Genomic DNA, 22,029 nt, shown 5'->3' on the forward strand with positions numbered 1-22,029 from the left:
GCCGAAGCCGAAGCCGAAGCCGAAGCCGAAGCCGAAGCCGAAGCCGAAGCCGAAGAGAATGTTGAGCCCGAGGTTCCAGCTGCATCTGATCAAGATGATGAGAGCACAGCGGATGCGGATGCATTTCTTGCGGATGAAGGTATCGAAGAGGTTGCTCCGGAGGTTGCCGAGGATGTATCGCAGTCCACTCAACCGGATGAGCAGGACGGTGCAGACGCCCTTGGTGGACTAGGTGCTTCTGAGGAACCTGCTGCTTCGCCGGAAATCGCGGATTCTGAGGCTAAAAACAGCGAAAAACCACGCCTCAAGTCAGCGATAGACAAGCCTGAGTGGACTATCGTCCCCCACATCAACCTATTGGACCCGGAAATTAAGTCGGAATATGAGCGGCAAATGATTGAACTGCCTGAAATAGATCGTGGGCCGCTGTGGCTGCTCAGCGATTTTCTGGAGGCGGTAGATGGGGATGTTCACGGTGATCTGGCGGATGACATAACCGGAATTTCCATTGATAGCCGAACGATCCAACCCGGAGAGGCCTTCTTCGCTATCAAGGGTGAAAACTTTGACGGTCACGCGTTTGCGGGAACGGCTGTTGAAGCTGGTGCTTCTGTTGCAGTTGTGTCGCGTGAAAAGCTTGGTGAGCTGCCAGAAGGTGGGCGCTATGTGGCCGTTGATGATGTGCTGAAAGCGTTGGAGCGCCTTGGTGTGGCTGCTCGCGCCCGTTCAAAGGCACGGATCATCGCGGTGACTGGCTCCGTCGGTAAAACAGGCACCAAGGAGGCTCTGCGCCTTTGCCTGTCCAAATCCGGCATTACTCATGCGCCTGTGGCGAGCTTTAATAATCATTGGGGCGTGCCGCTGACGCTGGCGCGCATGCACGCAGATACCGAGTTTGGTATCTTCGAGATTGGTATGAACCACCGCGGTGAGATTACGCCGCTGGTGAAGATGGTTCGCCCGCATGTTGCGATTGTGACCACCGTTGAGCCTGTGCATCTGGAAGCGTTTAACTCCGTTGAAGATATCGCCCGTGCGAAGGCTGAGATCTTTACCGGTATTGAACCGGGTGGTGTGGCGATCTTGAACCGGGACAATCGCCAATATGATCTGCTCCGTTATCTGGCAGCTGTGGCTGGTGTGAAGAACATCGTCAGCTTTGGTATGCAGCCGGGGGCGCAGTCCATCGCCAAGAAGGTTGCGGCTAATCCTGATTGCTCCTGTCTCAATGCCAATATCCTTGGGCAGGAAATCTCCTACAAAATCGGCGCTCCGGGCGCACACCATGTGATCAACTCACTGGGCGTGCTGACTGGTGTGATGGAACTGGGTGCGAACCTTGCCTTTGCGGGTCTGGCTCTGGCTGAAATGTCCGCGCCGAAAGGCCGTGGTGCGCAGACTGTACTGGATGTGAATGGTGGGACCGCGCTGCTGGTGGATGAGAGCTATAACGCCAACCCGGCCAGTATGCGCGCAGCCATCAATCTGGTGGCTGGATTGCCCGTTGAGAAGAATGGCCGTCGTATCGCCGTATTGGGGGATATGCTCGAATTAGGTGCAGATTCTGACAAGCTGCACGCAGACCTTGCGCGTGAACTGGAGCGCGCAAAGATCGACATCGTTTATTGTGTGGGTACTCACATGAAGGTGCTCTGGGAACGGTTGCCTGCACAGACCAGAGGCGCCTATTCAGAGACCTCCGACAAACTGGAAAAAGACCTGCTGTCGGAAGTGCGTCCCAACGACATCGTGATGGTAAAGGGCTCCCTTGGAACCCGTATGGGTCCACTCGTGGATGCTTTGAAGAAACGTTTTCCTGAACCGGCTGCAACCGGTAAGTCCTGAGGTTGACTAAATGCTATATTTGCTGGCGGAGCTTTCAGAGGTTTATCCTTCCCTGTCTGCGCTGAATGTTTTTAAATACATTACGTTCCGTACCGGCGGCGCGATTATGACTGCTTTGCTGTTTGTGTTCCTGTTTGGCCCACGCATCATTGATGCATTGCGTTCGCGTCAGGGGCACGGACAGCCAATTCGCGAAGACGGACCTCAGAGCCATCTGCTGACCAAAAAAGGCACGCCAACCATGGGCGGCTGATGATCCTTTCCGGGATGATTGTGGCGACGTTGCTGTGGGCTGACCTTCGCAATCCTTACACCTGGATTGTTCTGGGTGTGACTGTTGGGTTCGGCCTTATCGGTTTTTATGATGACTATCTGAAAGTCACCAAGTCTTCGCACAAAGGCTTTGGTGGTAAAGCACGTTTGGGTCTGGAGTTCCTGATTGCAGGTCTTGCTGCTTTTGCGGTGACGCTTCTGGATTCTGAGCCATTTTCCACCAGCATCGGCTTTCCGTTCTTTAAAGAGCTGACGCTGAACCTCGGTCTGTTCTTCATCCATTCGCTGCCTTTGTTGTTGTTGGCGCGGGCAATGCGGTGAACCTGACTGATGGTCTGGATGGTCTTGCGATTGTGCCTGTGATGATTGCTGCTGCCGCTTTTGGTCTGGTGGCTTATCTCACCGGTAATGCTGTGTTCTCCAACTATCTGCAGATCCATCATGTGGCTGGCACTGGTGAGCTTGCCGTTGTGTGTGGTGCCGTGATTGGCGCAGGACTTGGGTTCCTGTGGTTCAACGCTCCACCTGCTGCGATCTTTATGGGTGACACCGGTTCTCTTGCTCTGGGCGGTATGCTGGGTGCGATTGCGGTTGCGACCAAGCATGAGATCGTTCTGGCGATCATCGGTGGTCTGTTTGTTCTGGAAGCTGTCTCCGTGATTGTGCAGGTGGCTTCGTTCAAGCTGACTGGCAAGCGTGTGTTCCGCATGGCGCCAATTCACCACCACTTTGAGCATCTGGGTTGGACCGAGAGCCAGGTGGTTATTCGTTTCTGGATCATTGCTGTTGTTCTGGCATTGATCGGCCTCGCAACACTGAAGCTGCGCTAGGAGGCTGAGCACATGATCCCTATCCGTCATTTGGCAGGCAAAGAAGTTGCGTTGTTCGGGCTCGGTGGTTCCGGGCTTGTGACTGCGCGCGCGCTTGAGGCTGGCGGGGCTCGTGTTGATGTCTGGGACGATAACGAAGCAAGTGTGGCCGCTGCTGAAGAGCAGGGGCTTGCTGCGATTGATCTGCGTGATGTGGACATGACCCGTTATGCAGCGCTGGTTGTTGCGCCGGGTGTGCCGCTGACCCATCCGACACCGCACTGGAGTGTAGTGCGAGCTCAGGAAGCTGGCATTCCGGTGATTGGGGATGTGGAGCTGTTCGTAAATGAGCGCGAGGCGGTTTGCCCTGAAGCGCCGTTTGTTGCGATCACCGGCACCAACGGCAAATCCACGACCACTGCGCTGATTTCGCATGTCCTTAAAGAATGCGGCATGGATGTTCAGATGGGCGGCAATATTGGTCGCCCTGTGCTGGACCTTGAAGGTTTCTCTGAAGATCGCGTCTATGTGGTTGAGGTCTCCTCCTACCAGATCGATCTTGCTCCAAGCCTTGCTCCCGACATCGGGGTGATGATGAACCTGTCGCCGGACCATCTGGACCGGCATGGCAGCATGGAGAACTACGCTTCCATCAAGGAACGTCTTGTGAAGGCGGCGCGTCTGGCTGTTGTGGGCGTGGATGATGAGTTTAGCGCAGCCATTGCGCAGCGCCGGGCGGAGAGTGGTGAGCCGATTGAGCTAATCTCCTGCCACGAGCCGGTTGAGTTTGGTGTTTACGCCGCAGATGGCAAGGTCATTGAAGTTTTTGATGAAGAGCAGGTGGTTGTTGCTGACCTGTCTTCTTCCAACACTTTGCGTGGCTCTCACAACGGGCAGAATGCATCGGCAGCGGTTGCTGTGTGTGCAGCGCTTGGGCTGGAGTTGGACGAGATTGCCGGTGCTCTGGCAAAGTTCCCGGGTCTTGCGCACCGGCTGAAGCTGGTGGCTGAAGCAGGCAAGGTGCTGTTTGTGAACGACAGCAAGGCAACCAACGCAGAAGCGGCGGCACATGCGCTGGCTGCGTTTGACCGGATTTACTGGATTGCGGGTGGCCGTCCTAAAGCGGGCGGTATTTCATCGCTGAAGGCTTACTTCCCGAAGATTGTTAAAGCGTACCTGATCGGCGAAGCGGCGGAAGAGTTTGAGCAGGAACTAAGCGGCTCAGTTGAGGCACACAAGTTCGGCAGTCTGGATATGGCTGTTGAAGCGGCAGCGCGTGATGCGGCGCGTGACAAGAGCAAAGAGGCAGTGGTTCTGCTGTCTCCGGCTTGTGCGTCCTTTGACCAGTTCAAGAGCTTCGAAGTTCGCGGGGATGCATTTGAGAGCGCAGCTGTTGCTGCTGCCCAAATGCTGAATGGTGAGGGGGCACGCTGATGGTTTCACGTACGGATCGCAGTGCGTTTGCAGAATGGCTTTGGACGATTGACCGCTACATGCTGGTCGGCGTCTTCACGCTGATGGTGTCCGGTCTGGTGTTATCACTTGCGGCCAGCCCTCCTGTTGCTGAACGTATCGGGCTTGAGAGCTTCTACTTTGTGAAGAAGCAGGCCATCTTCCTTGTTCCAAGTGCTGCGTTGATGCTGGGCGTTTCGGCGTTGTCTCCGCGCTATGTGCGACGGGTGGCTTTGCTGGTGTTCTGTGGCATGCTTGTATTGTTGCTGGGGACGCTGTTCTTCGGGACGGACATTAAAGGTGCGCGGCGCTGGGTGAGCCTGTTTGGTGTTTCCATTCAGCCCTCTGAGTTTATCAAGCCAGCGCTTGTTGTGATCGTGGCGTTTCTGCTTTCTGAAGGACGCAAGGCGCAGGATGTGCCGGGGCAGCTGATCTCCATTATCCTGTTCGGGATTGTGGCGGCTATGCTGATCGCGCAGCCTGACTTTGGTCAGACCATGCTGTTGACGATCGTGCTGTTTGCGTTGTTCTTCCTGAATGGGTTGTCGTGGCTGGCGATTGTGCCGCTTGGCGTCATGGGCATTCTTGGCGTGGCGGCTGGCTTTACTTATCTGCCGCACGTGCGCGGGCGTATCATGCGCTTCCTTGATCCTGCTTCCGGTGACACCTACCAGATTGATAAAGCAATCGACTCCTTCATTGCGGGCGGTTGGCTTGGTCGAGGTGTGGGTGAAGGCACCGTGAAGCGTATTCTGCCTGATAGTCATACGGACTTTATCTTTGCTGTTGCGGCAGAAGAATACGGCATCATCGTGTGTGTGGTGCTTGTGACTGTGTTTGCGTTTGTTGTGCTGCGCGGCCTTTACATGGCGATGCAGGATCAGGATCCGTTTGGCCGTCTGGCCTCTTCCGGTCTGATCGTGATGTTTGGCCTGCAAAGCTGCATCAACATGGCTGTGAACCTGAACCTTATGCCATCCAAGGGCATGACACTTCCACTGATTTCGTCCGGTGTGTCTTCCCTTATGGCGATTTCCCTGACGATGGGGTTTGTGCTGGCGTTGACGCGGAAGCGACCGCAGCCGCGTAAGAACCCGATTATCACTGTTACCCGCGCTGCACCTTTGCAGCACGCTTAGAGAGTTTTGTTTGTGTCGGAGAGTGAAATGAAGCCGAAGATTATGCTCACTGCTGGAGGAACGGGTGGTCACCTGTTTCCTGCGCAAGCGCTGGCCAGTGAGCTGACGCGCCGTGGGTATGGTGTTGAGCTGATCACAGATAGCCGTGCTGACAAGTATGGTAGTGCGTTTCCGGCGGACAAGGTGCATCTAGTCAAGAGTGATACCATTCGCGGCAAGAACCCGATCTCTCTTGCAAAGACTGCGATCAAGCTTGGTCTGGGTACTTTGCAGGCGATGAAAGCAATCCGCGCGGCCAAGCCTGCTGCGATTGTTGGCTTTGGCGGGTATCCGACATTTCCGCCTATGTTTGCGGGGCGCCTATTAGGTATTCCATCCATTCTGCATGAAGCCAATGCGGTGATGGGCCGGGCGAACCGTATGCTTGCCAAAGGGGCAAGTGCTGTTGCGACCAGTTTTCCGCTTAAAACACTGCCTGCTGATCTGGCTGCCAAGGCAACCATGACGGGCAATCCTCTGCGTGACAATGTGATTGCTGTGTGTGGTCAGACCTACAATGCGCCGGAAGAAGGTGGAGCGTTCCATCTGCTGGTGTTTGGTGGCTCTCAGGGCGCGCGCGTGTTTTCTCAGGTTCTGCCGGAAGCGCTGAAACAGATGGCGCCAGAAGATCGCGAGCGGCTGGTGATTGTGCAGCAGGCCCGACCTGAAGATCTGGAAGGCCTTGAAGCTTCCTATCGCGAGATGGGTGTTGCAGCGCAGGTGGCCTCCTTCTTTACAGATTTGCCTGAGCGCATTGCGGCAGCGCATCTGGTTATCAGTCGTTCCGGTGCTGGTACAGTTTGTGAGCTGGCAGCGATTGGGCGCCCTTCTATTTTGGTACCTCTTCCAGGTGCCCTTGATAATGATCAGGGCCTGAATGCGAATGTGCTTGCTGAGGCAGGTGGCGCATGGCCGATCCCACAAAAAGAACTTGATCCGAAACGACTGGCCCGTGAGCTGAAAGAACTCATGGATAATCCGGGCCGTCTTGCACAGGCAGCACAGGCAGCACAGGCGCAGGGCGCGCCGGAAGCTGTACAGCGCCTTGCGGATCTGACCGAAACACTTGTTGGTGCTGCACCAGCAACTGAACAGAAAGAGATTACCTCATGAAAATGCCAGTAGACATTGGGGGAGTACACTTCGTCGGTATCGGCGGCATCGGAATGAGCGGTATTGCAGAGGTTCTGCATAATCTTGGTTATCGTGTGCAGGGCTCTGACATGTCCGAGAATGCGAACGTTCTGCGTTTGCGTGAAAAGGGCATCAAGGTGATGGTGGGTCATGCTGCTGAGAACCTTGAAGGTGCTGATGTTTGCGTGATCTCTTCTGCGATTAAAGGCAGCAATGTTGAGCTGAAGGCTGCGCGTGAAAACAACATGCCTGTTGTGCGCCGCGCTGAAATGCTAGCAGAGCTGATGCGCTTTAAGCAGGCGATTGCCATTGGCGGTACGCACGGCAAGACGACGACAACCTCCATGGTTGCGGCGCTGCTGGATGCTGGCCATATGGACCCGACTGTTATCAATGGCGGTATCATCAACGCATACGGCACCAACGCCCGCATGGGTGAAGGGGACTGGATGGTGGTTGAGGCGGACGAGTCCGACGGGACATTCGTCAAGCTTCCTGCCGATATTGCTGTTGTGACCAACATCGACCCTGAGCACCTTGATCACTACGGTGATTTTGATGGGGTTCGTGCAGCGTTTGCCCAGTTTGTTGAGAACGTGCCGTTCTACGGTTTCGCGGTTATGTGTCTGGATCACCCTGAGGTGCAGAGCCTTGTGGGACAGATTGAAGACCGTCGCATCATCACCTACGGCACCAACCCGCAGGCTGATGTTCGCTTTACGGATGTTTCCACCAAGGGCGGCAAGTCCATCTTCACCGTGAGCATTCATGATCGCCGTGGAGACAAGGTGATTGAGCTGAAGGATCTGGTGTTGCCAATGCCGGGTCTGCACAACGTTTCCAATGCGACAGCTGCAATTGCGCTGGCGCATTCTCTGGGCATCTCTGGTGAGAATATCCGCAAGGGTCTGGCGAGCTTTGGTGGTGTGAAGCGTCGCTTTACGCATACTGGCTCGTGGAATGGCGTTGAGTTCTTTGATGACTACGCGCACCACCCTGTTGAGATTAAGTCTGTTCTGCATGCAGCGCGTGAAGCTGCTGAGGGTAAAGTGATTGCTGTGATGCAGCCGCACCGTTTCACCCGTTTGCAGAGCCTGTTTGAAGATTTCTGCGCTTGCTTCAACGATGCGGACAAAGTGGTGATTACGCCTGTGTTTGCAGCGGGCGAGCAACCGATTGAAGGCGCGGATCAGCCGGATCTTATTTCTGGTCTGCGTGCTGGCGGTCACCGTTCGGTTCACAGCATTGCTGGCCCGGATGAGCTGGCTGGCAAGATAGCGGAGCTGGCTGAGCCGGGTGATCTGGTGATCTGCCTTGGTGCAGGTAATATCACCCAGTGGGCTTACAAGCTGCCGGTTGAACTGGAAGCACTCTCCCCAAAAGGAGAGACTGTATGAGCGCGAGCCTAAGCTATCCTGATCTGCTGCCACTGTTGGGTGATGCTGTCGAAGACATTCGCGGTCGTCTGATCCCGAACCAGCTGCTCTCTGCTGTGACGTGGTTCCGCGTTGGTGGGCCTGCGCAGTTGATGTTCCAGCCTGCGGATGAAGCTGATCTGGCCGTGTTCATGAAAGCGCTGCCTGAAGATGTGCCTGTGACTGTGGTTGGGCTGGGGTCCAACCTGCTGGTGCGTGATGGTGGCATTGAGGGCGTTGTTATTCGTCTGCCGATCCGTGGGTTTGGTCAGGTTGAGTATCTGGGTGGCCATAAGCTGCGGGTAGGGGCGTCTGTTCCTGACAAGAAGCTGGCGGAAGAAGCTGCGAAAACCGGCACAGGTGGCTTTGCATTCTACACCGGTATTCCGGGTGCTGTTGGCGGTGCGCTGCGCATGAATGCAGGGGCTCACGGTACCGAGACAAAGGACCGGGTTGTTAACGTTAACGCGGTGACAAGATCAGGCGAAATCCTCACTCTTTCCAATGAGGAAATGGGCTATGCCTACCGCCATTCTTCAGCCTCCAAGGACCTGATTTTTACCAGTGCGGTGTTTGAAGGTTTTGCGCAGAGCGAAGACGAGATCCGCGCAGAAATGGCTGAGGTTGTTGCGCATCGTGAGAAAGCACAGCCGATCCGCGAGAAAACCGGCGGTTCCACTTTCAAAAACCCTGAGGGCAACAGTGCCTGGAAGGTGGTTGATGCAGCTGGATGTCGTGGATTGCAGATCGGCGGCGCAAAAATGTCGGAATTACACTGCAACTTTATGTTGAACGTTGCAGACGCTACCGCTCACGATTTGGAAATGCTTGGCGAGACCGTGCGGTCTGAAGCTCTGGCAAAGACCGGGACGCGTCTGGAATGGGAAATCAAGCGCCTAGGGGCGTTTGTGGACGGAGCGGCGATTGAGCCGTTTTTGGGTAAGGCGGACTAACTCCGTTCACGTGTTGTTTTAGGCGTTTTAATCAGGATTGGGTTTTGTGATGACCAAGCATGTTGCAGTTTTGATGGGTGGATGGGTTGCTGAGCGCCCTGTTTCTCTGTCTTCAGGCAAAGACTGTGCGGATGCGTTGGAAGCTGCTGGTTATCAGGTGACCCGTGTGGATGTTGACCGCAACATCTCTGCTGTTCTTCAGGACCTGAAGCCGGATGTGGCTTTCAATGCGTTGCATGGTCCGTTTGGGGAAGATGGGGCCATTCAGGGTATCCTTGAGGTGCTCGATATTCCTTACACCCACTCTGGTGTGATGTCCTCTGCGCTTGCCATGCACAAGGAAAAGGCGAAGGCCGTGATGAAGGCGGCTGGCGTGCCAGTTGCGAATTCTCTCGTGGTGAGCCGCGCTGACGCTGCGCGCCGTCATGTGATGGAACCGCCTTATGTGATCAAGCCAATCAATGAAGGGTCTTCCTTCGGCGTGTTGATCGTGAAGGAAGGGCAGGAGTACCCACCGCAGGAATTGACCCGCGATGATTGGGAGTATGGTGAGTTGCTTATGGTCGAGCGCTACATCCCAGGCCGCGAGTTGACGTGTGCGGTAATGGGTGATGTGGCGTTAGGGGTACTAGAAATTGTACCGCTGGGGCACGCTTACTACGATTATGATGCAAAATACGTCCCAGGCGGTTCACAACACATACTTCCTGCGGAAATTTTACCATCTGTTTACCAAGAAATACAAAAATCAAGTCTCAAGGCACATCAGGCTCTGGGGTGTCGCGGCGTTACACGCGCCGACTTCCGTTTTAACGAAGGACCCGGTGGCCTAGGAGAACTGATCTGTCTTGAGGTGAACACTCAACCCGGCATGACGCCAACATCACTGCTACCGGAAATCGCGGCGCACGCCGGACATGATTTCCAAGAGTTGGTGAGTTGGATCGTGGAGGACGCAAGTTGCGGAAGATAAAGGCAAAATTTGATGCATTGCGGGAACGCACAGGCGTCTGGAGCTATCGCTTCAGAAGTCGTGGCGTGTCGCGTTTGCACCAGAGACCCGCTTGGGGGGTCACTGGATTTTTTGCTCTTATCCCGTCGTGGGCTCCAACTGCGAGCGCCATTGGCTTCCTTGCTTTGTCTGCCGGATACGGAATTACCCTTGGCGGACACGCCCGTGAAGTGAGCGAATCAGTTACATCCGCCGCCGGTTTTGCCGTTAACGAGATCAAAATGGAAGGTTTGCAGCGCGTCACCGAATTTCAGGTGCTGGAAGCGCTGGAACTTCATGAACGTCCTTCTCTGATGCTGTTTAACGCCAGCGAAGCGAAAGAGCGTCTGGAAGGCATTGCCTGGATCCGCAATGCGTCGATTCAGAAGTTCTATCCGGGCACGCTGCGTGTGATGATCAAAGAGCAGGAGCCTTATGCGCTCTGGCAGCGGGGCAACATTACCTCCGTCATCACCAAGAAGGGCGAGGTCATCACCGATGAGGTCGATGGCCGTTATGCGAACTTGCTTCGCGTGGTCAATCACGGTGCGCAGCTGCGTGCAGGTGAGATCATGAGCGAGCTGGATAAGTTCCCGGGCATTCGTGCTCGTGTGCGCGCTGCGAAGCTGCGCTCCGAACGCCGCTGGGATCTGGCCATGGAAAACGGAATTACGGTGCGTCTGCCTGAATTTGATGTGGGTGATGCATTGGCTGAGCTGAAGAAGCTCGATGATCAGGGTGGTTTGCTCTCCCGCGATATCGTCGCGGTTGATCTGCGTTTGCAGGATCGTGTGGTGGTGCGTCTTTCCGATGATGCTGCCATTCGCCGTCAGACCACCATTGAGCAACGAGGCACTCCCTCCAGCACTGGGAGGGACACATGAGTTCGAATAAGAACGTGATCTTCTTGCCGCGCATGCGGCCTTTGCCAAGCCGCAGATCTGTTGTGGTTTCTGTGCTGGACGTCGGCTCCACGAAAGTGTGCTGCATTATCGCGAAACTGGTGCCTGGTGATGAGGAAGACCTGATGCCGGGCCGTACCCACGGTGTTGAAGTGCTGGGTTACGGCTATCAGGCGTCTGCGGGCATGAAGTCCGGCGTTGTGGTGGACATGGATCAGGCCGAGCAGGCGATCCGCCGTGCGGTGGATCAGGCTGAGCGTATGGCCGGTGTGATGGTTGAAACCCTGCTGGTGACAGTGAGCTGTGGTCGTCTGCAGAGTGAGATCTTCTCCGCCACTGTGCCGCTTGGAACTGAAGGTGTTACGGAAGCCGATATTCAGCGTGTGTTGGCTGCCGGCTCTACCCATACAGCGACCGAAGGGCGGGCGGTGATGCATGCGCTGCCGATCTCCTACGGGCTGGATGGCAACCGCGGTATTCGCGATCCGCGTGGCATGATGGGCCGCAAGCTGGGCGTGGATATGCAGGTGGTTTCTGCTGAAGTGCCGCCCGTGCGTAATCTGGAGCTTTGTATTGAGCGCGGTCACCTGCAGGTGGAGTCGCTGGTGGCAACGCCATATGCGGCGGGTCTTTCCACGTTGGTGGAAGATGAGACCGAGCTGGGTGTCGCCTGCATCGATATGGGTGGTGGGACCACCACGCTTTCTATTTTTGTTGACGGTCAGATGGTGCATCTGGATGCGCTGGCTGTTGGCGGTAATCACGTCACCATGGACGTGGCGCGCGCGCTCTCCACACGGATGGAAGCTGCAGAGCGTTTGAAGGTTTTGCATGGTTCGGCCCTGCCAAGTGTGGTGGACGACCGTGATTTTATTCAGGTGCCGCCCGTGGATACGATGGTGATCTGCCAACGCAGATTCCACGAGCGATGCTGACGCGGGTTATTCGCCCGCGCGTTGAAGAAATATTGGAGATGGTGCGTGACCGGATTGTCGCTTCCGGTTTCGCAGGCCGAGTGGGCAAGCGTGTTGTGCTGACAGGTGGGGGCAGTCAGCTGACTGGTCTTTCTGAAACCGCACGACGCATTCTTGGACGCAGTGTGCGTCTGGGTCGTCCGCTGGGTATCTCCGGTTTGCCAGAGGAAGCCAAGGGTCCGGCATTCTCGGCAGCTGTGGGCCTGCTGATTTATCCGCAGGTGGCACAGATCGAGCAATTCGAACCACGTCACCAACGCCGGGGTCTTACGGGCCGCGGGAGCTATCTGGCTCGGGTTGGGCAGTGGATTAGAGAAAGTTTCTAGTGGGGAAGCGCATAACCCCCACTATCACGAGTTTCGCCAGATGCGGCGGACGCACGAGAGGAAGAACGACATGCCCGGTTCGGGCATGTTATTAGGGTCGCGAGGTTAATATGACAATCAACCTGAAAATGCCTGATATTCAGGAATTGAAGCCCAGGATCACCGTATTCGGTGTTGGCGGCGGTGGCGGAAACGCCGTAAACAACATGGTCACCAGCGGTCTGCAAGGCTGCGACTTCGTTGTTGCTAACACAGATGCGCAGGCGCTTGCTCTTTGCCAGGCAGAGCGCGTGATTCAGATGGGTGTTGCTGTTACCGAAGGTCTGGGCGCTGGTTCCCAGCCTGAAGTTGGTGCAGCTGCTGCTGAAGAAGTTATTGACGAGATCAACGATCATCTGTCCGGCTCGCACATGGTGTTCATCACCGCGGGTATGGGCGGCGGCACCGGTACCGGTGCTGCGCCAGTTGTTGCTCGTGCTGCGCGTGAGCAGGGTATACTGACGGTAGGTGTGGTTACCAAACCTTTCCAGTTTGAAGGGTCCCGTCGTATGCGCGTTGCTGAAGCCGGCATTGAAGAGCTCCAGCGCAATGTTGACACTCTTATCGTTATTCCAAACCAGAACCTGTTCCGCATTGCCAATGCACAGACCACCTTTGCTGATGCCTTCTCCATGGCTGACCAGGTGCTGTACTCCGGTGTTGCGAACGTCACTGACCTGATGGTTAAAGAAGGTCTCATCAACCTCGACTTTGCTGATGTGCGCTCCATTATGCGCGGCATGGGTAAAGCGATGATGGGTACCGGTGAAGCTTCGGGCGAGAAGCGCGCAATTCAGGCGGCTGAAGCTGCGATTGCGAACCCGCTGCTGGATGAGACTTCCATGAAGGGTGCTCGTGGTCTGCTTATCTCCATTACTGGTGGTAACGACCTGACCCTGTTTGAAGTTGACGAAGCTGCGACCCGCATCCGCGAGGAAGTGGACCCAGAAGCGAACATCATTCTTGGTGCAACCTTCGACGAGTCTCTGGACGGTATTATCCGCGTTTCTGTTGTTGCTACTGGCATCGACAAGGAAATGCGCGAAGATATCTCTCCTGCAGAGGTTCGTATGGCTGAACTCACAGAGCGACTCCAGAGCGCTACTACGTCTACGCCCAGTCCAGCGGTAGCTGCGCCGGTAGAAGTAGCTCCTGCACCGACTCCAGTTCGTGCGATGCGCGCGATGGGCTCAGCCGCAGTTGACGCACATATGGAAGTTGAGCCTGTTGCAGCTGTAACAGACCCTGAAGTTGAGATTGCTCCTTATCAGGCCCGTCGCTACGAGCCAGTGCAGGAATATGATGCTCTTGAAGAGCCAACTCAGGTGGTTGAAGAACCAACAACCATCCCTGAACCATTTATTCCACCTGTTGCTCAGAAAGCTGAGCCGCAGTCACGTATGCCACGTGTGGAAGACTTCCCGCCGATTGCGCAGCGCGAAATTCGCGCACGTACTCCTCAGCAGGAAGCTCCAGCAGCACCAGCTCCACAGCCGGTTTCTGCTGCTCCTCAGCCAGCACCAGCCACTATGGCTCCATCGGTTGAAGAGCACGAAGAGCATCACATGGAAGAAGAGCGCCGCCCAATGGGTCTCCTGCGCCGTCTGACTGGTGGTCTTGGCCGCCGTGAAGATGAGCACATGGAACACCATGAGCCAGTGCAGACAGACGCGTTCGCTGAGGCTCCACGCCAGCCAGCAGCGCCTCGTCCAGCCGAGCCTCAGAATCACGGTGCAACCGGGAATCTGGACGCTGGCGGACGCCCTGCGGCAGCACGCTCTCAGATGATGGAAGACGATCAGTTGGAAATCCCGGCGTTCTTGCGCCGCCAAGCCACCTGATTATCAACAGAACTCGCGCCTCTCGAGCAGCAATTCGGAGATTTCCGGATTGCTGCTTTGCGTTTTTAAGCGAAATTGTCGGTAAATGTACCTAAAATTTTCAGGACGTTACAAACCGTAATAAAGCTTTATTTTATTTGGTAAGCCCCAGGGGCTATGTTCCAGCCAACCCGGTGGGGGTATTCGAAAGTAGTGGCTCATGAGGTCTCGTATGTACCTAGAGCGGAATGATAAAGGCTGGAACATTATGGGAATGCGTGTCGAAAAACAGACAACGCTTGCAGACAGTGTAACCTTGAACGGAATTGGGGTTCACTCTGGCGGTCCAGCTTCCATTACCCTTCACCCTGCAGACGCAAACTCCGGTATTGTTTTTCATCGCAGCACCAAAGATGGGTATGTTGAGACGGAAGCAAGCTGGAAAGAAGTAACTGCAACCTCTTTGTGCACCGTACTCGGTGATCCTCATGACAGCGGCATCTCTACCGTTGAGCACCTGATGGCTGCTCTGCGCGGTATGGGCATTGATAATGTGACCGCTTACATTGACGGACCTGAGATGCCAATCATGGATGGTAGCTCCGAAGCATTCGTTGAAGCTATTGACCGCGTTGGCCTGAAAACGCTGAGCGCAAAGCGTCGTTACATCCGCGTTAAAGAAAAAGTCCGTTACGTTTCCGGTGATCAGTGGTGTGAACTCAACCCGTTTGACGGCACACGCTTTGACATCACCATCGATTTCGATCACGCAAAGATCGGTCGTCAGCAGCTTAAGTTTGATCTGACACCTGAGTTCTTCCGTGATGAGATCTCCCGCGCCCGTACCTTTGGTAGCGTGCAGGACGTTGAGAAACTCTGGAAGCTTGGCTTCGCTATGGGGTCTTCTCTTGAGAACTCCGTCGCTCTGGACGGTGATCGCGTTCTGAACCCTGAAGGCACTCGCTGGACTGACGAATTTGTACGTCACAAAAGCCTTGATGCAATTGGTGATCTGGCTCTGGCTGGTCTGCCTATTCTGGGTGAGTACCGTTCTTATAAAGGCGGTCACCGCATGAATCACTGCATCCTCGTGGAGCTGTTCAAGAACCCTGATGCCTTTGAAATTGTTGAGGCGGACGTCGCTCTGGAAGAGCGTTATGCACGCGAAAAAGGCCATGCAGAGCTCATTGGTGGGCTGCAGGCTGCTGCATTTGGTCCTGAGGTCTCCTAAGGCAAAAATAGTTATTCAACGGTTTTTGCCTCTATTCCGACATAAATTCGAGGCAAATGCTGTGGTACTACGTGACGTTATCCAAACATTGAGATAGAAGCGTGAACTTGGGAGGGATTTTACCCGAATCCCAACACGATAGGAGTCGGAGACATTGCTGCGTTCAGATGCTGCCGGGAATGCTTTGGGGGCCGATCGCCTCAAAAGAGTGATTAGATATGCCTCTTTGGCGTTGGCGCTCGTTGTTGCGGGCTGTGCCACCAAGGATGATGTTGACGACCTTGCGCTGGATGATACGCCTGCGGAAGTGATGTTCAACGAAGCTCTTGCTCTGCGTGCTTCTGGCGATATCAGTGGTGCTGCGAAGAAGTTCTATGAACTTGATCGCGTCTATCCTTACTCCGAATTCGCACGTAAATCGCTCATCAACATTGCTTACCTGAACTTCAAGATGGGTAAGTATCCTGAAGCGGTTGCTGCTGCGGAACGCTTTACTACGCTTTATCCTGGTAACAAGGATTCAGCATATGCGCTCTTCATTATTGGTGAATCCTACTTCCGTCAGATCCCTGACGTGGGCCGCGACCAGGCTGTGACAGCCAAGGCGCTGGATGCCATGCGTGAAGTTGTGCAGCGTTATCCAGACTCTGAATACACCAAGCAGGCTCGTCAGCGTATCCGCGCAACGGAAGACCAGCTGGCTGGTAAGGAAATGGAAGTTGGCCGTTACTATCTGGCGCGCCGTAACTACCTGGCGTCCATCAACCGCTTTAAGGTTGTTGTGACCAACTACCAGACCACTCGTCACGTTGAAGAAGCGCTGTATCGCCTGACTGAAAGCTACTACGCTCTGGGCGTGACCAACGAAGCTCAGACAGCTGCAGCGGTGCTTGGACACAACTTCCCGCAGAGCCAGTGGTACCAAGATGCCTATTCTCTTTTGAAAAAGGGTGGTCTTGAGCCTCGTGAGAACAAAGGTAGCTGGCTTAGCCGCGCATTTGGGAATATGAAGATCCTCTAAGCCTTTTAAAGGAATCGGGGTGACGTAGACTACCATGCTGGCATCGCTTTCTATTCGGGATATCGTTCTCATTGACAAGCTGGACCTGCATTTCAGCGATGGAATGAGTGTTCTGACGGGTGAGACCGGCGCAGGTAAGTCTATTCTTCTTGACAGTTTGAGCCTCGCCCTTGGTGGGCGAGGAGATGCCGGACTGGTTCGGCATGGTGAAGACCGCGGTCAGGTGACTGCGGTTTTTGACGTTCCAATGGCGCATCCTTTGCGCACTCTTCTTCAGGAAAATGATCTGGAACATGACGCCGACATCATCTTACGCCGCGTGCAGGCGTCGGATGGTCGTACCCGTGCGTTTGTGAATGACTCGCCTGTGAGCGCTGGCCTGTTGCGGCAGATCGGAGCGCTGCTGGTTGAGGTTCATGGTCAGCATGATGACCGTGCGTTGATTGATCCTGAAAGCCATCGCCAGCTGCTGGACAGCTTTGGTGGACTGGAAGCGGACGCTGCCAAGGTTGCGGAGAGTGCGAAGGCAGTTCGCAAAGCTGAGAAGACCCTGAAGGACCATGTTGCCCGCATAGAGGAAGCGCGCCGTGAGGCGGATTACTTGCGCTCCAGTGCGGATGAGCTGAGCACGCTGGATCCGAAAGAAGGGGAAGAGAACGAGCTCGCTTTGCGTCGTCAGGACATGATGCAGGTGGAGAAGATCGCCGGTGATCTGCGCGAAGGGTATGAGGCGCTGGATGGTCCTGCCTCTCCAATCCCTGAGCTTTCCAGTCTGCTGCGCCGTCTTGAGCGCAAGGTGGATCTGGCGCCGAACTATCTGACCAGTGTGGTTGAAGCGATTGGCGGATCTCTGGATCAGCTGGAAGAAGCGCGGAGCGGTCTGGAGCAGGCGCTGCGTGATACGGATTTTGACCCGCAGGAGCTGGAGCAGACTGAAGAGCGTCTGTTCGCATTGCGGGCGGCGGCCCGGAAGTATTCCGTTCAGCCGGATGAGCTGGGCAAACTGCGTGAACAGATGGAAGGTGACCTTTCTGATCTGGACGCAGGTGAAGAGAAACTGCAGGCGCTTGAGAGCGCTGTAGAAGCTGCCAAGCAGACCTATGACAAACTGGCCGCTGCGCTTTCAAAGAGGCGTCAGAAAACGGCCAAGGCGCTTGAAGATGCGGTCCATGCAGAGCTTCCGGCTCTCAAGCTGGAACGGGCGCGGTTTATCATAGACATTGAGAGCGATGAAGAGCAGCGTGGCTCTTCCGGTATCGACACTGTTGAGTTCTGGGCGCAGACCAACCCGGGCACTCGTCCGGGGCCTATGTTCAAGGTGGCGTCCGGTGGTGAACTTTCCCGCTTCCTGCTGGCGCTGAAGGTTTCACTGGCGGACAAAGGTTCTTCTCCGACGCTGGTGTTCGATGAGATCGACACAGGTGTTGGCGGTGCTGTTGCTGAGGCGATTGGTGTGCGTCTGGCGCGTCTAGCCAACAGTGTGCAGGTGCTGACGGTCACTCACGCGCCGCAGGTGGCTGCGCGCGCAAACGGTCACTTCCTGATCCGCAAGGATGAGGTGGAGAAAGACCGTGTGGCAACCCGCGTGACCGAGATTGCGCAGGAAGACCGCCACGAGGAAATCGCCCGCATGCTGGCCGGTTCCACCATCACCGAAGAAGCCCGCGCCGCCGCAAAACGCCTGATGGGCCAGGAAGAGCTGGTATAGCTATCGGATCTGGGATAGCTTGGTCAGCATTGACTGATTGAGCTATTTATCTGATGCATAATTTAAATTTCCCAACTGAAATTCAAAGCAGGCTGCGCTCCTACGACTGGCATAAAGACAGTATGGGCCGTTCAGCCTCCGATATCTTCATGCTTACCCAGAATGGTGAGCTCAAACTTGTTCTTAAAGTTGAGCAGGATAGTCCGTTTGCCGAGCTTGGTGATGAAGCGAAGCGGTTGGAGTGGTTGACTGAGGGTGGAGTACTGTGCCCTGAAGTGCAGTGGTTTGAGCAGTATGAAGGTCGACAATGGCTGCTATTGACCGCACTGAGTGGAACGGATCTGGTTTCTGATCCAGAGTTGCTACCGCTCCAGCAGGTGGAGATCCTCGCGGACGCGCTTCGTCATCTGCATAGTCTCGATTGGGAAGGTTGTCCTTACGATCACACGGTTGAGCGTGGCTTACGTGAAGCGGAAGCACGCATGAAAGCGGGGTTGGTGAACGAAGATGACTTTGATCCTGAATGGCAGGGTGAGCCTGCTCAAAAGCTCTTTTCTTATTTGACTGCCAACATTCCGGAGGGTCATGAGAAAGTGCTTTGTCATGGAGATGCCTGCTTGCCAAACTTTATGGCGACTGCAGGCGATTTCTCAGGGTATCTGGATTGCAGTCGCGTGGGGCTGGCAGATCGCTATCAGGATCTGGCATTGGCCGTGCGCAGTATTCGCTACAATCATGATGATGCAGCAGTAGAGCACTTTCTGAAGTGTTACGGGATCGAGCAGTTCGATAAGAAACGCGCGACCTTCTTCACGACCCTGGATGAGTTCTTCTAGATCTCTTCCTTCTTACTCGTCGTTTGCCAACTTCACGCGTGCATCCAGCATTTTGCGGTAGAAGCGCTGCTGCGCAAATATTCGTGGAATTACTTATGAAAATATTTTCAGAGATTCCAGGGAGTTACGTACACGTGAGGCTGTGGGGATTGTTGACCTTCCAGCAGGTGGAACGATTAGGCTGAGAGCCCTAAGAACTTTGGCACATTCTGGTTCCAAGGGTAATGGAAAGGGCAGATTATGTTTCCATTCAGCAAAGTTTCAATTGGATTTCTTCTGGCGCCAGGCTTTCGGCAGACGGATGTCATTCTGACACAAGGGATCATTGGAGCTCCCCCGCGACACAAGTGTTACTACATCGCAGATCAGGAGGAGCTGGTTGTCGGAGGCTACGGTTTTTCGATCCGAGCCAACTGCACGTATGACAGCTGCCCGCCACTTGATGTGCTGGTGGTAGGTGAGGTTCCTGATGAGCAGCTGGAAGATGCTCGCTACATCGATTTTATCCGATCTCAGGTGCAGTCTGCGCACCATGTGATTGCCGCGTCCAATGGTGTTGTTGCACTGGCAAAGGCAGGAGTGCTGGCTGGGAAACAGGTGACGGCAGATCGCGCCAACCTTGAGAAGCTGGCGCAGTTTGGTGCAGAGGTGGTTGACCGCGGTGAATCTGTGGTGGATGGCAAGTTCTATACATCCGGGCCTTCAACCGGAATGGTGGAATCTGCTTCAAAGTCATGAGAAAACTGACAGGTGATGCTGTTACCAGCATTTTCGAGTTGACGATTGAGTACGACCCTAAGCCACTCTACTCCAACTTGGGGTCTGACACTGCGCTGCAAGACACCTTGCAGGGTATCAAGCCTTTGAAAGTGGCTGTTCTAACTCCTCCGGACCTGTATGTACCAGATGTCTCAGGATCGATTGATGTTCTGGGCTCAATACCTGGTTCCGAGATCTTTTACGTCTGGAAGGAAAAAGGCAAATGCCAAGGTATCCTGGGACCAGAACTCTATGCAGACACCACTTTTGAAGAGTGCCCACCGGTGGATGTGGTTGTCATCGGGGCAGTCCATCCAAACCTGAGTAAGGATGTAGGTGCGCAAGACTTTCTGCTGCAGCAGGAAAAGCAGGGCGCCTCGATGATAGCGGTTTGCGAAGGTGCTCTCATGCTTGGGTCAACGGGGCTGCTGAAGGGCCGGCACGCTGTGACGAACTTTCATATGGTCAACCTATTGCGTTTGGCGGATGCGATCCCGAGCACTAAGGAAGTGGTTGTCGTCGATGGCAAATTCTATACAGCCGGACCGGTTATGGGAGCTTATGAGCTGCCATCATGTACTTGAAAGACACGTATGGTGATGATGTTGCCCGCTATATTGAGCAGAGTGTTCTGGAGTACGAACCTAATCCGGTGCTTGGTGTTGGCTCACCAGAACTTGCCGGGAAAGTCCGCACCTTTGTTTCCAGAGCTCTCGTGTATCCGGCCGTGATGATTTATGGCAGCGGCCTGAAAAAGGGGTATCGCCGCAGAACCGAGTTGGCAGCGGCGTAAAGCCCAAAGCTCACGCAGCAATGTTCCTTTATTGCTGCGTGACTAAGCCTCCACCTCACTCATACTCGGCTTCCATGTAGATGGTGAAGCGGAGGGCTAGGATGATGGAGAGGGTTTGGGAGGCGGATATGCCGAGCATGATGGCGATCTGGTACTGGACGGCTTCGATTGGATTGAAGCCGCCGAGGATCTGACCTGTCATCATGCCGGGCAGGGAGACCAATCCCAGTGTTGCCATGCTGGCGATGACGGGGGAGGCGGCAGCGCGCAGGGAAGCTTTGACGAGTGTGCGGCGGGCTTCCAGCTTGGTAGCGCCCATGGTGGTGAGTAGCTCGATATGCTCCCGATCTTCGGGTGTTCTTAAGTTGAAGCGGCGCAGGGCGATGACGAGTGAACCCAGTGCGTTGCCGAGCAGCATGCCGGCGATGGGAATGGTGATCTGCGCGGAGTACCATGGCACCGGGCGGCTGAGCACGACGATGAACATCAGCAGTACTGGGAGCATGGCGATGAGAATGGCTGAGGTGAGCGGTACGGCAGACTTGAGCCGTGGCATCTCGGCTCGCCCTGCCGAGGTGATGGCGGCAATCAGCGCCATGGCGACCAGCCAGAGGATGTTGAGGGCGAGATTGTCCAGATCAAAGACGGTTTGCAGGTAGAAGCCGATGACCAGCAACTGGATGCTCATGCGAACGATGGAAATAGCCAGATCTCTTGAGAGGTCTTTGAGGCCCATGGACCAGAGCAGAGACAGCGGGATCACCGCAATAAAATAGAAAAACGCCAGATCACTCCAAGCAACAGTTGAGGTCATTGTGAGCGCTCCTCTGCGTTGGTTTGATCCGGTTCGGGAAGCGTGATGACCCGATCTATCTCGCCTTGCAGGTGAGCGTCATGGGTCACGACGAGCAAGGTTTCGGCTTGTTCCAAAAGCAGTTTGGCGCAGGCGAGGGCATGGGCTTTGTCGAGCGCAGCGGTTGGCTCATCTGTGATCCAGAGTGGGCGTTCCAACAGTAAAGCACGAGCGAGGGTGAGGCGTTGGCGTTCTCCGCCGGAAAGGCTGGTGGTGGCCTGATCCAGCGCACTGTTTGGCAGGCCTGCTTTAGAGAGAGCCTCAAGCATTGTGGCGTCGGTTGGCTTGTGCCTCTGGTTTGCGTGCAGCTCAAATGGAGCGAGGAGGGCGCCGCGAATGGTGTCTTCCAGCAGGCTGACACGTTGTGGCAACCAGTTGAGGTGTTTGTACAGGTCTGCCCGGCCTCCTGACGTGAAGGCTCTACCTTTGAAGAGCAGCTGACCGCTGTCTGGCTTATCCAGCCCTGCCAGAATACGCAGCAGAACGGTTTTGCCGCGGCCTGAGGGCGCGCTGAGGCACAGTTTGTCCCCTTCATAGAGTGTGAAAGAGTAGTGATGAAACAGCTGGCGACCTTGCTTGCTGACTGAGATGTTGCAGGCCTCAATAAGCGGCACACGCTCTGCTTCTGGAAGGGCGACCATAGGAACTCCTGATTGCAGCGCTAAGGTTCCTCAGATGCCCTTGAAAATCAAGACAAGAGTGGTTTCTGCCCCGATT

Annotated in this window: 18 protein-coding genes and 2 pseudogenes; 18 read left to right on the forward strand and 2 right to left on the reverse strand. The window is 55.2% G+C overall.

Annotated features, from left to right (window positions below):
* The 18 genes and pseudogenes from JCM12308_RS01690 to JCM12308_RS01775 all read left to right on the forward strand — a co-directional run.
* On the forward strand, nt 1-1,845 hold a 1,845-nt coding region (locus tag JCM12308_RS01690; protein WP_244271812.1), incomplete at its 5' end, for a UDP-N-acetylmuramoylalanyl-D-glutamyl-2,6-diaminopimelate--D-alanyl-D-alanine ligase.
* A gap of 10 nt (nt 1,846-1,855) precedes the next feature.
* Nucleotides 1,856-2,948: pseudogene (gene mraY, locus JCM12308_RS01695) on the forward strand (phospho-N-acetylmuramoyl-pentapeptide-transferase).
* A 12-nt stretch (nt 2,949-2,960) separates the two neighbouring features.
* Nucleotides 2,961-4,361, forward strand: coding sequence for a UDP-N-acetylmuramoyl-L-alanine--D-glutamate ligase (gene murD / locus JCM12308_RS01700; RefSeq protein WP_054782676.1), 1,401 nt, complete (start codon nt 2,961-2,963; stop codon nt 4,359-4,361).
* Nucleotides 4,361-5,518: an FtsW/RodA/SpoVE family cell cycle protein gene (locus JCM12308_RS01705; protein ID WP_054782677.1), complete on the forward strand. Its 1,158-nt coding sequence runs from the start codon at nt 4,361-4,363 to the stop codon at nt 5,516-5,518. Before murD ends, JCM12308_RS01705 begins: the two co-directional genes overlap by 1 nt.
* A 27-nt stretch (nt 5,519-5,545) precedes the next feature.
* Complete coding sequence (gene murG, locus JCM12308_RS01710; protein ID WP_054782678.1) at nt 5,546-6,670, forward strand: undecaprenyldiphospho-muramoylpentapeptide beta-N-acetylglucosaminyltransferase; 1,125 nt, start codon at nt 5,546-5,548, stop codon at nt 6,668-6,670.
* Complete coding sequence (gene murC / locus JCM12308_RS01715) at nt 6,667-8,088, forward strand: UDP-N-acetylmuramate--L-alanine ligase (protein ID WP_054782679.1); 1,422 nt, start codon at nt 6,667-6,669, stop codon at nt 8,086-8,088. Before murG ends, murC begins: the two co-directional genes overlap by 4 nt.
* Complete coding sequence (gene murB, locus JCM12308_RS01720; protein WP_054782680.1) at nt 8,085-9,059, forward strand: UDP-N-acetylmuramate dehydrogenase; 975 nt, start codon at nt 8,085-8,087, stop codon at nt 9,057-9,059. The genes murC and murB overlap by 4 nt, the downstream gene beginning before the upstream one ends.
* Nucleotides 9,060-9,108: 49 nt before the next feature.
* Entirely contained in the window at nt 9,109-10,032 is a 924-nt protein-coding gene (locus JCM12308_RS01725) for a D-alanine--D-alanine ligase (RefSeq protein ID WP_054782681.1), read from the forward strand.
* On the forward strand, nt 10,020-10,934 hold the full coding sequence (locus JCM12308_RS01730) for a cell division protein FtsQ/DivIB (RefSeq protein WP_208608806.1): 915 nt from the start codon (nt 10,020-10,022) through the stop codon (nt 10,932-10,934). The genes JCM12308_RS01725 and JCM12308_RS01730 overlap by 13 nt, the downstream gene beginning before the upstream one ends.
* Nucleotides 10,931-12,252, forward strand: a pseudogene (ftsA, locus tag JCM12308_RS01735) (cell division protein FtsA). Before JCM12308_RS01730 ends, ftsA begins: the two are co-directional and overlap by 4 nt.
* A 110-nt stretch (nt 12,253-12,362) precedes the next feature.
* Nucleotides 12,363-14,132, forward strand: coding sequence for a cell division protein FtsZ (gene ftsZ / locus JCM12308_RS01740; protein WP_054782682.1), 1,770 nt, complete (start codon nt 12,363-12,365; stop codon nt 14,130-14,132).
* A 247-nt stretch (nt 14,133-14,379) separates the two neighbouring features.
* Nucleotides 14,380-15,342 (forward strand): UDP-3-O-acyl-N-acetylglucosamine deacetylase, encoded by a 963-nt coding sequence (gene lpxC, locus JCM12308_RS01745; RefSeq protein WP_008548064.1) that lies wholly within the window; start codon nt 14,380-14,382, stop codon nt 15,340-15,342.
* A gap of 154 nt (nt 15,343-15,496) precedes the next feature.
* Nucleotides 15,497-16,363, forward strand: a complete 867-nt coding sequence (locus JCM12308_RS01750; RefSeq protein WP_054782683.1) for an outer membrane protein assembly factor BamD — start codon at nt 15,497-15,499, stop codon at nt 16,361-16,363.
* A gap of 34 nt (nt 16,364-16,397) precedes the next feature.
* Nucleotides 16,398-18,071 (forward strand): DNA repair protein RecN, encoded by a 1,674-nt coding sequence (gene recN, locus JCM12308_RS01755; protein ID WP_054782684.1) that lies wholly within the window; start codon nt 16,398-16,400, stop codon nt 18,069-18,071.
* Nucleotides 18,072-18,124: 53 nt separating this feature from the next.
* A complete protein-coding gene (locus JCM12308_RS01760; protein WP_054782685.1) occupies nt 18,125-18,907 on the forward strand; it encodes an APH(3') family aminoglycoside O-phosphotransferase in 783 nt (260 codons plus the stop codon).
* Nucleotides 18,908-19,147: 240 nt separating this feature from the next.
* Nucleotides 19,148-19,645 (forward strand): DJ-1/PfpI family protein, encoded by a 498-nt coding sequence (locus tag JCM12308_RS01765; protein ID WP_054782686.1) that lies wholly within the window; start codon nt 19,148-19,150, stop codon nt 19,643-19,645.
* Nucleotides 19,642-20,250: a DJ-1/PfpI family protein gene (locus JCM12308_RS01770; RefSeq protein ID WP_054782687.1), complete on the forward strand. Its 609-nt coding sequence runs from the start codon at nt 19,642-19,644 to the stop codon at nt 20,248-20,250. The genes JCM12308_RS01765 and JCM12308_RS01770 overlap by 4 nt, the downstream gene beginning before the upstream one ends.
* Entirely contained in the window at nt 20,241-20,459 is a 219-nt protein-coding gene (locus JCM12308_RS01775) for a hypothetical protein (RefSeq protein WP_054782688.1), read from the forward strand. Before JCM12308_RS01770 ends, JCM12308_RS01775 begins: the two co-directional genes overlap by 10 nt.
* A gap of 55 nt (nt 20,460-20,514) precedes the next feature.
* On the opposite strand, the gene JCM12308_RS01780 is transcribed toward JCM12308_RS01775, so the two are convergent.
* Entirely contained in the window at nt 20,515-21,273 is a 759-nt protein-coding gene (locus JCM12308_RS01780; protein WP_054782689.1) for an ABC transporter permease, read from the reverse strand.
* Complete coding sequence (locus JCM12308_RS01785) at nt 21,270-21,953, reverse strand: ABC transporter ATP-binding protein (RefSeq protein ID WP_054782690.1); 684 nt, start codon at nt 21,951-21,953, stop codon at nt 21,270-21,272. Before JCM12308_RS01785 ends, JCM12308_RS01780 begins: the two co-directional genes overlap by 4 nt.
* Between the last annotated feature and the right edge of the window lie 76 nt (nt 21,954-22,029).

This window comes from Pseudovibrio denitrificans JCM 12308, from assembly GCF_001310815.1.
Taxonomy (GTDB): domain Bacteria; phylum Pseudomonadota; class Alphaproteobacteria; order Rhizobiales; family Stappiaceae; genus Pseudovibrio; species Pseudovibrio denitrificans.